The sequence below is a fragment of the Kaistia sp. UC242_56 genome, from assembly GCF_044452255.1.
GTDB classification, from domain to species: Bacteria; Pseudomonadota; Alphaproteobacteria; order Rhizobiales; family Kaistiaceae; genus Kaistia; species Kaistia defluvii_A.
Genome location: NZ_JBIOAN010000002.1, coordinates 3,909,600 through 3,924,119 on the forward strand (window position 1 = coordinate 3,909,600; position 14,520 = coordinate 3,924,119).

Consider the following 14,520-nt stretch of genomic DNA (forward strand, 5'->3'; position numbering starts at 1 on the left):
CCACGGACACCCAGCCGGCGGAGCCGGGCGCTTCCGGCACCAAGGATGGCGCCAACCCCGACGTGACCTATTCGATTACGGCAAAGCCGAGCGTCACCGTCCCGGGCGATGCGGCCCCGGTGGCTGAGAAGCCGGCTAACGACAAGGCGGTGGCCGACCAGCCCGAGGCAAAGGCTGCGGCACCCGCTGCCACGGAAGAAGAGGCGAAGGATGAGGCTGGACCCAAGCCGCTGCGCCTCACCATCCGCGTCGGCACCGGCCTTGGCCATGAGGAGACAGCCCGCGTCATCGCGGATCAGTGGAAGACGATCGGAGTCGAGGCGACGATCGTCACCGAGCCGAACCCGGCGCATTTCGCGCGGCTGCGCGATGGTGGGGATTTCGATGTGGCGCGGACTGGCTGGATCGCCGACGAGGCCGATCCGATCGACCTGTTGACGGTGTTGCGCAGCGACAATGTCCGCTTCAACTACCCGCGCTACAACAACCGCGACTATGACAAGCTGTTGGACCAGGCGGCGGTCGACATGGATGTCGAGCGTCGCAAACAGGAACTTGGCGCGGCAGCGGCCTTGCTTGCCGCCGACGCGCCGATCATTCCCCTGCTCGGCTATGTCTCGCTATCGCTGGTATCGCCGACGCTGACGGGCTGGAGCGACAATCCGCTCAACGTCCACCCGACCCGCTTCCTCGCGGTCAACTAGAGCGTTTTCGAGCGAAGCGGGTACCGGTCCGCGTGAGGAGTGAGCCTTTCACCGCTTCAGCGAAACGGAGAAAGGCTCTAGCGTCGGTGCAACCGGCTTAGCGGCAGGCGACGTAGTGGCGGCGGCCGTAATTGTCGCGCCAGTAGCAACGACCGGTCGCGTCCGCGATGATCGCGCCGGTCACTGCGCCAACACCAGCGCCGATCGCCGCTGCGCCGACGCTGCCGCCGGCAATTCCGCCGATCGCTGCGCCCGTGAGGCCGCCGACAACGGCGCCGTCACCGGTGCGGGAACCAGTCGTGCAGCCTGCAAGGACGGCGCCGGTCAGGGCTAGAGCGATCACCAGGGAACTTTTCTTCATGTCGACCTCCTCTGGACGCCGCCGGGGGGCACGTCCTGAATGCATGATTGCCAAATTGTAATGCAGGAGGTCCGCGATGGGTTCCGAGGCGACGTGTCCCGCTTTATCGTCGGGGCGCCAAAGGCCCCAAAGCCGAGGCAAAAAGAAACGGCCGGAACCAGGTTCCGGCCGTTTTTAGGTCGGCAGCCGCACCATCCCCGCTGGGTTCGGGCGGCCACGCGATCTGTCGAGGCACGTGACGGACGATGCGCTGCGCGCCTCGGTCCGTCTCATGCCCTGGGAAGCGATTAGCGGCAGGACGTGTAGTGACGACGGCCGTAACGGTCCTTCCAGTAGCAGCGACCGGTCGCGTCAGCGATGATCGCGCCGGTGACCGCACCGACGCCAGCGCCGATAGCTGCCGCACCAACGCTGCCGCCAGCGATGCCACCGATGGCTGCACCGGCGAGGCCGCCGACAACGGCACCATCACCAGCGCGCGAACCGGTGGTGCAGCCAGCTGCCACTGCGCCGAGGGCAACGAGCATAACGAGCGTAGAAGCCTTCTTCATCAATCTCTCCTGTCGATGTGAACCCCCGAGGGAGGCCGTCCGAGCGGACCCGTCCGGTTCCCCCGCATTGGCGCTCGATCCGGACCCCGGCATTCGCGAGAATCGCCGGAGACCGACATCAAAGCCATGCACCCGCGCCCCTTGAAGGGTCAGTCAGGCTTGAAGTCAAGCTAGCTGTTCTGAAGAGCACAGAGAAGCGGCAAGTCGAATCGGACCTGACTCTTCTAATTCCGTTGTCAACAGAAGTATAATAGTCACACGATGCCGCTAGAGCTTCCGCCGGACGACGGCCGCTCGGCCGTAACCTTGGCGCGGTAGCCGGCGGCCCGATACACGCCGACCGGGTCGATCGCGCCACCCTTGGCCAGCCGCGCCTTGGCGAGGATCGGACCGACATCGGTGGTGAAGGCGCGCTTCAGCGACTGGTTCGCCATCAGCACGTCGTTCGATTCCTGGTAGCCAGCGAGCGCGGGCCGGTCGACCAGCAGCGCCTGGGTATAGGCGCGCAGGATCTCGATCGCGCTGGTCATCAAGCTCTCGATCGGATCGGTCACATTGTGCGACTGGTCGATCATATAGGCGGGCGTGAAGCCCTTGGCCTTGCGGTATTCGGCATCCACCAGTTCGTTGAACACGAGGAAGAGCTGGAACGGGTTGATCGACCCGGCATCGAGGTCGTCGTCGCCATATTTCGAATCGTTGAAGTGGAAGCCGGCCAGCTTCTCGAACTGGATCAGCCGAGCCACGATCATCTCGATATTGACGTTCGGCGCATGGTGGCCGAGGTCGACGAGGCAGAACGCCTTGGGGCCGAGTTCCTGGGCGATCATGTAGTTGGTGCCCCAGTCCTGCACCACGGTCGAGTAAAAGGCCGGCTCATAGAGCTTGTGCTCGGTGAAGACGCGCCAGTCATCCGGCAGCGCCGCATAGACCGACTTCATCGCGCCGAGATAGCGCTCGAACGCACCGGTGAAGTTCGACTGGCCGGGGAAGTTGGAGCCGTCGCCGATCCACACCGTCAGCGCCTTGGAACCGAGCGCCTTGCCGATCTCGATCGTCTCGATGTTGTGCTCGATCGCCTGCTGGCGCACGGCCGCATCGGTATGCGACAGCGAGCCGAACTTGTAGGAATGCTTCTGGTCCTTGGCGTCCGAGAAGGTGTTGGAATTCATCGCGTCGAAGCCGAGGCCGAGCGAATCCGCCTTGGCCTTCAGCTCCCTGACGTCGGCCTTGTCCCAGGGGTTGTGCAGCGAGACGTTGGGCGTCGCGCGGGTCAGCTGGTTGATGACGGCGCAATCGTCCAGCTTCTCGAAGATGCCGCGCGGCTCGCCGGGGCCGGCGAAGCGGGCGAAGCGCGTGCCGCCGGTGCCGACGCCCCAGGAAGGAACGGCGACGGTGAAGGCGGCGACCTTGCGGGTGATGACGTCGATGTCGATGCCGCGCCGGTCGAGCTGCTCGCCGAGCGAGGCATAGTCATTGGCGAGCGCGGCTTCCTCGGCCTTGTTCTTTTCGGCCAGAAGATCGGAAGAGATCGGAAGATCGGTCATGTGGCGGGTCCTCCCCAAGCCAGTTTTGCGTAACGGTCCGTCCTGCGGACACGCCGAAATCCATCCATCTCCGTCATCCCCGAGGTAAGCGGGATGACGAAGAGGCTTTGCACTTCCCTCACTCCGGCGCCGGATCCATCCGGACGGCTCCGACTTCTTACCTCTCCCTGAGGGAGAGGTCGGAGCGCAGCTCCGGGTGAGGGTTTAGGGAACTTGCCCGGTGAGGCCGTAAACCCTCACCCGCCGCACTGCGTGCGTCGACCTCTCCCTCAGGGAGAGGTGAAGCGTTCCGCTCGAACTTACCGCGTGAACGAAATCACGTTGCCCGCATCCACATTGATGATGTTGCCGGTCGACTTGTTGGACAGGTCGGCGGCGAGGAAATAGGCGGCCTCGGCGATGTCTTCCGGGAACACGCTGCGCTTCAGCAGCGAGCGGTTGCGGTAGAATTCCTCGAGATCGTCCTCGCCGATCTTGTTGGATTCGGCGCGCTGCTGGCGCCACTCGCCCTGCCAGATCTTCGAGCCGCGCAGCACCGCGTCCGGGTTGATCGTGTTGACGCGGATGCCGAACGGCGCGCCTTCCAGCGCCAGGCAGCGGGCGAGATGGATCTCGGCCGCCTTGGCGGTGCAATAGGCGGAAGCGCCGGCCGACGCCGCGAGCCCGTTCTTCGAGGCGATGAAGACGATCGAGCCACCGAGCTTCTGCGTCTTCATGATCCGGTAGGCGGAGCGCGAGACGAGGAAGTAGCCGGTCGCCAGGATCGCGATGTTCTTGTCCCAGGTCTCCAGCGTCGTCTCCTCGAAGGGCGCCGCCGACGAGATGCCGGCATTGGAGACGAGGATGTCGATGCCGCCAAATTCGATCAGCGTGTCGTGGAATGCCTTCTCGACAGCCGCTTCGCTGGTGACGTTGGCGATGACGCCGCGAATGTTGTCCTTGCCGAACTTGGCGCCGAGGCCCGAGACGGTCGTGTCGAGCGCGTTCTGGTCGATGTCGGCGATCATGACGACCGCGCCTTCCTGCAGGTAGCGGACGGCGGTGGCCGAACCGATGCCGCCGGCGCCGCCTGTGATGAAGGCGATGCGGCCAGCCAGCGACTTCGCCTTCGGCATGCGCTGCAGCTTGGCCTCTTCGAGCAGCCAGTACTCGATGTCGAAGGCTTCCTGCTCGTCGAGGCCGACATAGGTCGAGACCGTCGAGGCGCCGCGCATCACGTTGATGGCGTTGACGTAGAACTCGCCGGCGATCCGGGCGGTCGCCTTGTCGCGGGCAAAGGTGATCATGCCGACGCCGGGGATCAGGTAGACGACGGCGTTGGGGTCGCGCATGGCCGGGCTGTTGGCATGCTTGCAGCGCTCGTAGTAGGCGGCGTAATCGGCGCGATAAGCGTCGAGCGCGCCGTCGAGACCGGCGAGCACCTCATCGAGATTGTCCTTGGCCGGGTCGTAGTCGACGACCAGCGGACGGATCTTGGTGCGGAGGAAATGATCGGGGCAGGACGTGCCGAGGGCCGCCAATGCGCGAAGCTGAGCGGAATTGACGAATTCGAGCACGGCCGGCTGGTCGTCGAAATGACCGATCTTCGATTCCGTCTTGCCGATGCGGCCGCGGATCTGCGGCATCAGGGCGGCCGCCACGGCGCGGCGCTTGTCGGCGTCGAGCGACTGCGAGACGGCGCCGCCGAAGATCGGCTTGCCTTCCGTCTCCTTGGCGAACCACTCGATCGCCTTGTTGATGATCTCGAGCGTCAGCTCATAGGCGTCCTTGGAGGTGTTGGCCCAGGTGAACAGGCCGTGGCTCTCGAGCACGACGCCCTTGGCGTTGGGGTTCTCGTTGGCGAACTTCGACAGCCACAGGCCGAGCTCGAAGCCGGGGCGCTTCCAGGGCAGCCAGCCGATGGTGTCGCCATAGATCTGCTGCGTCAGTTCCTTGGAATTCTGCGACGCGGCGATGGCGATGATCGCGTCCGGGTGCATGTGGTCGACATGCTTGTAGGGGACGTAAGCGTGCAGCGCCGTGTCGATCGAGGCGGCGCGCGGGTTCAAATTGAACGTGCAGTGCGGCAGCAGGCCGACCATCTCGTCCTCATGCTCGAGGCCGCGATAGATGCCCTTCAGCGCTTCGAGCTTGTCCTGGTAGAGGGTCGCGAAACCGTCGAGCTTCATCGAGCCGACATCGCCGCCCGAGCCCTTGACCCAGAGCACCGTGACGTCCTCGCCGGAAAGCGGGTCCTTTTCGGTGACCTTGGCCGAGGTGTTGCCGCCGCCGAAATTGGTGATCCGCTTGTCGGAACCGAGCAGGTTCGAGCGATAGAGCAGAAGCTCGGATTCGCTGAGGCCGGCGGCCTTGGCGTCATCCCAGCGATTGTCGAGGCGGTGCGAGGAGGCGGGTGAGGTCATGATCAAAGCTGCTCTTGATCGGTCGCCGCCGCGCAGATGCGAGCGCATTCGGATCGGCGAACCATCCACGGGGGACGTCGCTCGGCCTTGGGAGCCGAGGACCACGCAATTGCGGCTCATGATCTGTCAGCAGCTTCGGGCTTTGTCAATCAAAAGCGGTCAGATACCAGCCATATCGCAGCGCAATATGATCGATAATGATCCTTTTGCGCCGCATCATTATCGATGATGATCGTTTTTGATTGACAATCATCGGAAAGCTTGGAAAATCCCGGCCAGTCGGAGGGTCGCATGCACGAAATCGAGCGTCACAGGATCATCCTCGGCGAGGTGGCCGAGCGCCCCGTCGTCACGGTGGCGCAGCTCGTCGGCCTCACCGGCGCTTCCGAGGCCACGATCCGTCGCGACATCACCGCGCTCAACGATGTCGGCCAACTGCGCAAGGTGCGCGGCGGCGCCGAACGGCTGCATGGCGAGAACGGCATCGGCAGCCTGATGACGCCGGCCTTCGAGGAAACCCGGCTGCAGAACCTCGCTGCCAAGCGGGCGATCGCACGGGCCGCCGCCGGCTTGGTCGAAGACGGTGAATCCATCATCGTCAATGGCGGCACGACCACCTATTGCCTCGGCCCCTATATCGCCGAGCGCAAGCTGCGCGTGCTGACCAATTCGCTCGATCTCGCGCTCTATCTGATCGCCAATGGCGATTGCCAGGTCGTGCTGCCCGGCGGCGACGTGCATCGGGAGCAGCGCATGGTCGTCAGCCCCTACACCAGCGACACGGTGATCGAGCATTTCTATGCCGGGAAATATTTCCTCGGCGCCCATGCCATCCGCCGCCAGGGCCTGATCGAGGGCGATCCCGTCCTGATCAAGGCCGAACAGAAGATGCTGAAGCAGGCCGAGGAAGTGATCGCGCTGGTCGACGGCTCGAAGTTCCAGCCGCGCGGCAGCCTGATCCTCTGTCCGCTGACCCAGCTCGACCGGGTCATCACGGACAGTTCCGCTCCGCAGGAAGCCTGCGACATGCTGCGGGACGCCGGCGTCATCGTCGACGTCGTGGAGGTCCCGCCGGAAAGCTGATGCCCGCAAGTCCCGCCAATCCCGGCCAATAAGAATCGGCGCAAAGCCGAATATTCAAGGGAAACGCCACGTTATGCAGCCGATCCTCGCACTCGACGGGGTCTCGAAGTCGTTCGCCGGCGTTCACGCGCTGAAGAACGTCTCCTTCGATGTCCGACCGGGCGAAGTGCATGCGCTCATGGGAGAGAACGGCGCGGGAAAGTCGACGCTGATCAAGGTCATGGCCGGCGTCCATGCCCCCGATAGCGGCGATATCCGCGTCAATGGCGAGGTCGTTCGCTTCGCCTCGCCGCGCGAGGCCCGCGCCGCCGGCATCGCCACGGTCTACCAGGAACTCCTGCTCTTCCCCGAGCTCTCGGTCGCCGAAAACATCTTTCTCGGCCACGCGCCGCGCACCACGATGAACGCCCTCGACTGGCCGAAGATGCGCAACGAAGCGCGCCGGCTGCTCGACGATCTCGACAGCCACGACCTCGACGTCGATGCCCGCGTCGGCAGCCTCTCGGTCGCCAACCGCCAGCGCGTCGAGATCGCCAAGGCGCTGTCGCAGGACGCCCGCGTACTGATCATGGACGAGCCGACGGCGGCGCTTGCCGATGCCGATGCGCGCCGGCTGATGGACGTCGTGCGCCGCCTGCGCGATCGCGGCGTCGCCATCGTCTATGTCTCGCACCGCATGCCCGAGATCTTCGCCCTCGCCACCCGCGTCTCGGTGCTGCGCGATGGCGCCTATGTCGGCACAAGCGATATCGGCGACATCACCGAGGCCGAACTGGTCTCCATGATGGTCGGCCGCCCCGTCGACCAGCTGTTCCCGAAGGCCAATACCGAGATCGGCGCGACCGTTCTGGAACTGCGCAATGTCGGCTATCGCGACGAAATCGAAAACATCTCGCTGACGCTGCGCGCCGGCGAGATCGTCGGCATTGCCGGCCTGATCGGATCGGGCCGCACCGAACTGGCGCTGACCATGTTCGGCATCACGCCGGCGACCTCGGGCGAAATCCTGCTCGACGGCAAGCCGATCGCCATCACCAGCCCGAAACAGGCGCGCGATCTCGGCATCGCCTATGTGCCGGAAGATCGCGGCCTGCAGGGCCTGATCAAGTCGCAGACCATCTGTGAAAACCTGTCGCTGTCGCTGCTCGACCGGATCTCGACGGCCAGCATCATCAACCGCGCCAAGGAATCGAGCCTGGCGCGCGAGCTGATCAAGCGCTTCGGCATCCGCGCCCGCGGTCCGGAACAGCGGGTCCGCCAGCTTTCCGGCGGCAACCAGCAGAAGGTCGTGCTGGCCAAATGGGTGGCGACGGAGCCGCGCGTTCTGATCATGGACGAGCCGACGCGCGGCATCGATGTTGGCGCCAAGGCGGAAATCCACGCGCTGATGAGCCGGCTCGCCGGCCAGGGGCTCGCCGTGCTGATGATCTCCAGCGAGCTGCCGGAAGTGCTCGGCATGAGCGACCGCGTGCTAGTCATGAACAATGGCCGCATCGTCGCCGAATTCGACCGCGCGCATGCGACGCCCGACAGCGTCGGCACCGCCATGATGCAGACCCAGACGCTGGCGGAGGTGGCGTGATGTCGATGTCCGCTCCTGTCACCGCCCGTCCCGCCCCGCCGATGCGCCTGCTGAAACGCGTCGCCGCCTATGGCCAGGAATTCATCCTGCTCGGCGCCATCGCGGCGCTGTTCATCGTCGTTGGCATCATCAGCCCGCGCTTCTTCGGCGCCAACAACATCTCCAACATCTTCGCCGGCAACGCCTATATCGCCGTCGCGGCGATCGGCATGTCGCTGGTCATCATCTCCGGCCATATCGACGTTGCCGTCGGTTCGCTGATCGGCGTGCTGGCGACGATTTCGGGCCTGCTGGCGGTCAACGGCTATCCGATCTGGCTCGCCTGGCTGGCGCCCGTCCTCATCGGCATCGTCGTCAATGCCGGCGTCGGCTCGCTGGTCGCCTATCTCCGCATCCCGTCCATCGTCGTGACGCTCGGCATGCTGTCGATCCTCAAGGGCGGGCTGATCAGCGTCACCGCCGGCGCCTGGATCACCAACCTGCCCGAGGATTATCTGATCGCGCAGTTCCGCCTGCTCGGCGTGCCCTCGCCGGTCTGGTTCATGGTGATCCTGACGGCGCTGGTCGCCTTCTGGATGCGCTATTCCAGCTTCGGCCGGACGATCTACGCCATCGGCGGCAATGTCGAGGCCGCGCGCGTCGCCGGCATCCAGGTCGAGCGCTCGACGGTGATCGTCTTCGCCATCCACGGCGCCTTCGCCGGCATCGCGGCCGTGCTGTTCGCAACCCAGTTGCAGGTGATCCAGTCGACCGTCCCGCCCAATCTGGAGCTGACCGTGATCACCGCCTCCGTCGTCGGCGGCGTCTCGATCCTCGGCGGCACCGGCACGGTGATCGGCTCGACGCTGGCCGCGATCCTGTTCGCCGCGATCGCCTCCTCGCTCATCTTCCTCAACGTCTCCGCCTATTGGCTGCGCTCGGTGCAGGGTCTGCTGATCCTCATCACCGTGCTCGCCGACATGGCGCGTCGACGCCGGCTCCGGTGACGTTCCGATGACCGCAACCCTTCGCTCCCTGCTTCGGCACGAGACGATCCTCGCCATCCTCCTGGTTATCGTGCTCGCCGCGCTGGCGACCCAGTCGGATCGCTTCTTCACCACCGCCAACCTGCTCAACCAGGGCCGGCTGATGACCGAGGTCGGGCTGGTCGCGCTGGCGATGACCTTCGTCATCGTCACCGGCGGCATCGATCTCTCTGTCGGCTCGATCCTGGGCCTGACTGCGATCCTGCTCGGCGTGTTCTGGCACAATCTCGGCCTGCCGCTGCCGGCCGCCATGGTGCTGGCCGTGCTCGCCGGCGGCATTGGCGGCCTGATCAACGGGCTGATCATCACCCGCTTCAAGGTGCCGCCGCTGATCGCGACGCTGGCGACGCTGGCGCTCTATCGCGGGCTTGCCGAGGGCATCAGCCAGGCCCGCTCGGTGCGTGGCTATCCGGAATGGTTCTTCGTGCTCGGCCAGGGCGAGGTCTGGGGCGTGCCGACGCAGCTCTGGATCCTCGGCGTGCTCGTCATCATCGCCGCCGTGATCCTCGGCCTCACCACCTTTGGCCGCGCCACCTACGCGACCGGCGCCAACGAGACCGGCGCCCGCTTCTCCGGCATCGGCGTCGATCGCACCAAGATGCTGATCTACACCGCCTCCGGCCTTGTCGCCGGCGTGGCCGGCGTCATCTTCGTCTCGCGCGTCTCGACGACACGTTCCGACATGGGCACCGGGCTGGAGCTCGATGTCATCACGGCCGTGGTTCTGGGCGGCACGTCGATCTTCGGCGGCCGCGGCACCATCATCGGCACCGTCCTCGGCCTCATCCTGATGCAGGCGCTGAAGAACGGTCTCGCTCTGTCCGGGGTCAAGGGAGACGGCACCATCGTCGTCATCGGCCTCGTGCTCATACTCGCGATCGTCGCGAGCAACATCTTCAGCCGCAACGGTGACGGCTGATCGGGAGGAGACGATCGGGTCTCGCCGTAACAAAAAAGACCCGTCGTCATTTTGGAGGAGAAGAGCAAATGCTGAAGAGAACCCTAGCCCTGGCGATTGGACTGAGCCTCGGCGTGAGCAGTGCGGCCCTCGCCGCGACCTGGACGGGCGGCGACGACCTGCCGACCAACCCGCTCGCCTGCGACGGCACGGCGGCGGCGCCTGTCGCCAAGCCCTATGATGGCGGCGAAGTCACCAACCAGCCCGATCGCAAGGGCAAGCCGATCAAGGTCGTCGACGTGCCGAAGCTGATCGGCATCGGCTATTTCAATGCCACCTCGAAGGGCATTGCCGACGCCGCCAAGGAGCTGGGCAATGTCGACGCCAAGACCGACGGCCCGACCCAGGCGAACATCGACCAGCAGATCTCGTTCATCGACAACTACATCACGTCGGGCGTCGACGGCATCCTGTTCGCCGCCAACGATCCCGTCGCGATCGCACCGGTGCTGAAGAAGGCACTCGCCGCCGGCATCAACGTCGTCGGCTATGACGCCAACTCCGAGCCGAATGCGCGCCAGTGGTTCGTCAACCAGGCCGAGTTCAATGGCATCGCCAAGTCGCTCGTCGACAACATGGCGAAGGAAATCGGCGAGGACGGCTCGTTCGCCATCGTCACATCGACCTTCACCACGCCGAACCAGGCGCGCTGGATCTCCGAGATGGCCGCCTATCAGGAAAAGTGCCATCCCAAGATGAAGTGGCTGGAGACGGTCGAAGCGCAGGAAGACAACGTCCTGTCCTTCAACCAGGCCACGACGCTGATCAACAAGCATGGCGCTGACCTCAAGGGCATCTTCGGCATGACCTCGGTCGCGACCCCGGCATCCGCCGAGGCCGTCACCCAGGCCGGCCAGTGCGGCAAGGTCGCCGTCATCGGCCTCGCCACGCCGAACGCGATGAAGCCCTATGTCGCCAAGGATTGCGTCAAATCGGTCGTGCTCTGGAACCCCGTCGATCTCGGCTACGCAGCAATGTACACGCTGCGCGCCGCCGCCGATGGCGACCTGAAGCCCGGCGCGACCTCGGTCAAGGCCGGCAAGCTCGGTGAACTCCAGGTGATCAACGGCTCCGAGATCCTGCTCGGCGCGCCCTACACCTTCACCAAGGAAAACATCAACGACTTCGACTTCTAGTCGAGGCTTTCTGGACGCGGGGCATGGTTGGCCATGCCCCGCGTTTCCCTTTGAGAAGTCCCGACGATCTCCCCGAGAAGACTTCCGCCCATCCGTGCAAGCTGCTCTGCAGCGCCCCCATCTCCATCATCCTGAGGTGCTTCGCGCAGCGAAGCCTCGAAGGACGCACTGCCCTGGCGCGGGTCTATTTCAGGATTGCACCGATGCCCTGCGTCCTTCGAGGCCGCCTGACGGCGGCACCTCAGGATGAAGAGATCGAGACTTGCAGGACGGCCTTCAACCGTTGCTCCGACCTCTCCCTGGGGGAGAAGTAAAAGAGCGCGCTACCACCTACCCATCCGGAGCCGGAACTTGACCACGCATACCGACGACGCCGAATTCGCAGCCCTTCGCCAGGCCTCCGCCATGCTGGGGCGCGATCCGCTGCGCACGCAGGCGGCCGGCGGCAATACCTCGCTGAAGCGCGCCGGCGTACTCTGGGTCAAGGCGTCCGGCACCTGGCTCGCGGAAGCCGAGGAGCGCGAGATCTTCCTGCCTGTCTCGCTGCCGCCGCTGCTCGACGCGATCCACGCCAATGACGAGCGCGCCGCCAAGGCGACGGATTTCGTCGTCGCGGACGCCAATCCGCAGGGACTGCGCCCCTCGGTCGAAACCTCGGTCCATGCCGTGCTGCCGCAAGCCGTGGTGCTGCACATCCATTGCGTCGAGACGGTCGCGCAGGTCGCCCGCGCCGATGCGCGCGACGCCATCGCCGCCCGGCTGGACGGGATCGACGGCATCGTCTGGTCCTATGTTCCCTATGTGAAGCCAGGCCTGCCGCTCGCGCGCGAGATCGACGCCGTGTCGCCGGCCGGCACCAACGTCGTACTCCTCGGCAATCATGGCCTGATCGTCGCCGCCGAGACGGTGGCCGAGGCGGTCGCCCTGATCGAGCGCGTCGGCACGGCGCTGGCGGAGCCCGTTCGCCCGGCCCCGGCCGCCGATATCGCCGCGCTGGAAGCGCTGGCCGAGGGCTCGCCCTATCGCCTGCCGACCGACCCGGCGGCGCATGCCACCGCGACCGATCCCGCCCGCCTCGCCATCGCAGCGCGCGGCACGCTCTATCCCGATCACGTCGTGTTCCTCGGCAGTGGCACCGCGGTGCTGGCCGAAGGCGATACGCCCTCCGCTGTCGCCGAACGTTCGGAGCTGCCGCCCATGCTGCTCGCCGTGCCTGGCAAGGGCGTGCTGATCCACCGCGAGGTGCTGCGCGGCGGCGACGCGCTCGCCCGCGCTTTGGCCGACGTGACCGGCCGGATCGAGGCCGACGCGTCGCTCCGCTTCCTCACGGTCGATGAGGAACAGGAGCTGGTGACGTGGGACGCCGAGATCTATCGCCGCTCGCTTGCCGCCGCCGCGAAGAACTGACCATCATGCCCAAAGCTGTCGCCGTCCTCGACATCGGCAAGTCGAACGCCAAGCTGGCGCTGCTCGATTTCGACAGCCGCGCCGTGCTCGCCATCCGCACCCGCAAGAACACCGTCCAGCCGGGACCGCCCTACCCGCATTTCGACGTCGACGGCATCTGGGAATGGTTTCTCGAGGGACTGACGGAATTTGCCGGCCAGGCCGAGATCACCGCGATCTCGACGACGACGCATGGCGCGGCGATCGCGGTGCTGGGCCACGACGGACTGGCGCTCCCGGTGCTGGACTATGAATTCGCCGGTCCCGACGAATTCGCCGATGACTACCGTTCCGCACGCGGCGACTTTGCCGAGATCCTGTCGCCCGACCTGCCGGGCGGGCTCAATGCCGGGCGGCAATTGTTCTGGATGGCGCGCCGCTTCCCCGAGGAATTCGCGAAGGCGACAGCGATCGTGCCCTATCCGCAATACTGGGTCTGGCGGCTGACCGGAAAGCGCGTCGCCGAGGCGACCTCGTTCGGCGCGCATAGCGACCTCTGGAATGGCCGTGGCCAGACATATTCGAAGCTCGCCGACGCGCAGGGCTGGACAAAGCTGTTCCCGCCCCGCGCCGCGCCCTGGGACACGGTTGGGCCCGTGCTGCCCGAGATCGCGGAACGGACCGGCCTGTCCCCCAATTGCCGCGTCGTCGCCGGCATTCATGACTCAAACGCCAGCCTGCTGCCCCACATATTGGGCCGCGCCCTGCCCTTTACCGTGATCTCGACCGGCACCTGGATGATCTCGTTCGCCGCCGGCGGCAGCCTCGATCATCTGCACCCCGAGCGCGGCGGCCTCGCCTATGCCGATGCCTTCGCCCGGCCGGTGCCGTCGGCCATGTCGATGGCGGGGCGCGAATTCGAGATCCTGACCGACGGCAAGGCGACCGAGCCGTCCCCGGCGGAGATCGCCACCGTCCTCGGGCGCAAGATCATGGCGCTGCCCGCCTTCGTCGCCGGCAACGGACCTTTCGGCAATCGCCGGGGCAGTTGGTCGGTCGAGCCTGCGACGCTTGCGCCGGGCGAGCGGACGGCGGCGGCCAGCCTCTATGTCGCCCTCGTCGCCGAGACCTGCCTGACCCTCACCGGCGCGCAGGGGCCTGTGCTGATCGAAGGCCCGTTTGCCAAAAACCGACTGTTCCTCGCGGCGCTAGCGGCGCTGGTCGACCGGCCGGTGATCGGCCGTCCGGATGCGACCGGCACGACGGAAGGCGCGGCGTTGCTGGCCGATGGCCCCGATTCCAGCCGCAAGGCCGCGCCGGACCCGATGCCTGCCGAACCGCTCGGCGGCGATTTCGCGGCCTATGCGGCGCAGTGGAAAGAGCAGGCGGAAGCCTGAGGCATCACCCATCCGGCTCTGAAATGTTATGGTCGCGCGGAGACGTCCCGCGATCCGTCCAGGAGATTCCCGTGCAGAAATACGCCTTCAAGATGCAACTCCATCCGGGCCAGGAAGCGGAATACAAGCGCCGCCATGACGAGATCTGGCCGGAGCTTTCGGCCCTGCTGAAGGAAGCCGGCGTCTCGGACTATTCGATCCATCTGGACCGCGAGACCTCGACGCTGTTCGCCGTGCTCTGGCGCACCGACGATCACGGCATGGACGCCCTGCCCGGCTATCCCGTCATGCAGCGCTGGTGGGCGCATATGGCGGATATCATGGCGTCGCATCCGAATAACGAGCCGATCGCGACACCGCTCGAAACCGTCTTCCACATGCCGTGACC

At 65.7% G+C, this 14,520-nt stretch carries 13 protein-coding genes; 9 read left to right on the forward strand and 4 right to left on the reverse strand.

Annotated features, from left to right (window positions below):
* The first annotated feature begins 62 nt into the window (after nt 1–62).
* Nucleotides 63–704, forward strand: coding sequence for an ABC transporter substrate-binding protein (locus ACHMWQ_RS21180; protein WP_396308976.1), 642 nt, complete (start codon nt 63–65; stop codon nt 702–704).
* Nucleotides 705–801: 97 nt separating this feature from the next.
* On the opposite strand, the gene ACHMWQ_RS21185 is transcribed toward ACHMWQ_RS21180, so the two are convergent.
* The 4 genes from ACHMWQ_RS21185 to ACHMWQ_RS21200 form a co-directional block, all read right to left on the reverse strand.
* Entirely contained in the window at nt 802–1,065 is a 264-nt protein-coding gene (locus ACHMWQ_RS21185) for a glycine zipper domain-containing protein (RefSeq protein ID WP_354550758.1), read from the reverse strand.
* Nucleotides 1,066–1,352: 287 nt separating this feature from the next.
* Nucleotides 1,353–1,616, reverse strand: a complete 264-nt coding sequence (locus ACHMWQ_RS21190; protein WP_266329816.1) for a glycine zipper domain-containing protein — start codon at nt 1,614–1,616, stop codon at nt 1,353–1,355.
* Nucleotides 1,617–1,870: 254 nt separating this feature from the next.
* Nucleotides 1,871–3,163 (reverse strand): L-rhamnose catabolism isomerase, encoded by a 1,293-nt coding sequence (gene rhaI, locus ACHMWQ_RS21195; RefSeq protein ID WP_354550760.1) that lies wholly within the window; start codon nt 3,161–3,163, stop codon nt 1,871–1,873.
* Between the two features lie 299 nt (nt 3,164–3,462).
* Nucleotides 3,463–5,565, reverse strand: a complete 2,103-nt coding sequence (locus ACHMWQ_RS21200) for a bifunctional rhamnulose-1-phosphate aldolase/short-chain dehydrogenase (RefSeq protein WP_396308977.1) — start codon at nt 5,563–5,565, stop codon at nt 3,463–3,465.
* Nucleotides 5,566–5,856: 291 nt separating this feature from the next.
* On the opposite strand from ACHMWQ_RS21200, the gene ACHMWQ_RS21205 reads away from it, so the two are divergent.
* The 8 genes from ACHMWQ_RS21205 (at nt 5,857) to rhaM (ending at nt 14,518) form a co-directional block, all read left to right on the forward strand.
* The gene (locus tag ACHMWQ_RS21205) at nt 5,857–6,648 is read left to right on the forward strand and encodes a DeoR/GlpR family DNA-binding transcription regulator (RefSeq protein ID WP_396308978.1); all 792 of its coding nucleotides are present in this window, start codon (nt 5,857–5,859) and stop codon (nt 6,646–6,648) included.
* 73 nt (nt 6,649–6,721) lie between these two features.
* Nucleotides 6,722–8,230, forward strand: coding sequence for a sugar ABC transporter ATP-binding protein (locus ACHMWQ_RS21210; RefSeq protein ID WP_396308979.1), 1,509 nt, complete (start codon nt 6,722–6,724; stop codon nt 8,228–8,230).
* On the forward strand, nt 8,230–9,216 hold the full coding sequence (locus ACHMWQ_RS21215) for an ABC transporter permease (protein ID WP_396308980.1): 987 nt from the start codon (nt 8,230–8,232) through the stop codon (nt 9,214–9,216). Before ACHMWQ_RS21210 ends, ACHMWQ_RS21215 begins: the two co-directional genes overlap by 1 nt.
* 7 nt (nt 9,217–9,223) lie before the next feature.
* On the forward strand, nt 9,224–10,174 hold the full coding sequence (locus ACHMWQ_RS21220) for an ABC transporter permease (RefSeq protein ID WP_354550770.1): 951 nt from the start codon (nt 9,224–9,226) through the stop codon (nt 10,172–10,174).
* A 68-nt stretch (nt 10,175–10,242) separates the two neighbouring features.
* Nucleotides 10,243–11,349 carry a substrate-binding domain-containing protein gene (locus ACHMWQ_RS21225; RefSeq protein WP_354550771.1) on the forward strand — a complete coding sequence of 369 codons (1,107 nt, stop codon included), beginning with the start codon at nt 10,243–10,245 and terminating at the stop codon, nt 11,347–11,349.
* 351 nt (nt 11,350–11,700) lie between these two features.
* The gene (locus tag ACHMWQ_RS21230) at nt 11,701–12,756 is read left to right on the forward strand and encodes a class II aldolase/adducin family protein (protein ID WP_396308981.1); all 1,056 of its coding nucleotides are present in this window, start codon (nt 11,701–11,703) and stop codon (nt 12,754–12,756) included.
* 5 nt (nt 12,757–12,761) lie between these two features.
* Entirely contained in the window at nt 12,762–14,132 is a 1,371-nt protein-coding gene (locus ACHMWQ_RS21235) for an FGGY-family carbohydrate kinase (RefSeq protein WP_396308982.1), read from the forward strand.
* A 23-nt stretch (nt 14,133–14,155) separates the two neighbouring features.
* Nucleotides 14,156–14,518 (forward strand): L-rhamnose mutarotase, encoded by a 363-nt coding sequence (rhaM, locus tag ACHMWQ_RS21240; protein ID WP_396308983.1) that lies wholly within the window; start codon nt 14,156–14,158, stop codon nt 14,516–14,518.
* Nucleotides 14,519–14,520: the final 2 nt, after the last annotated feature.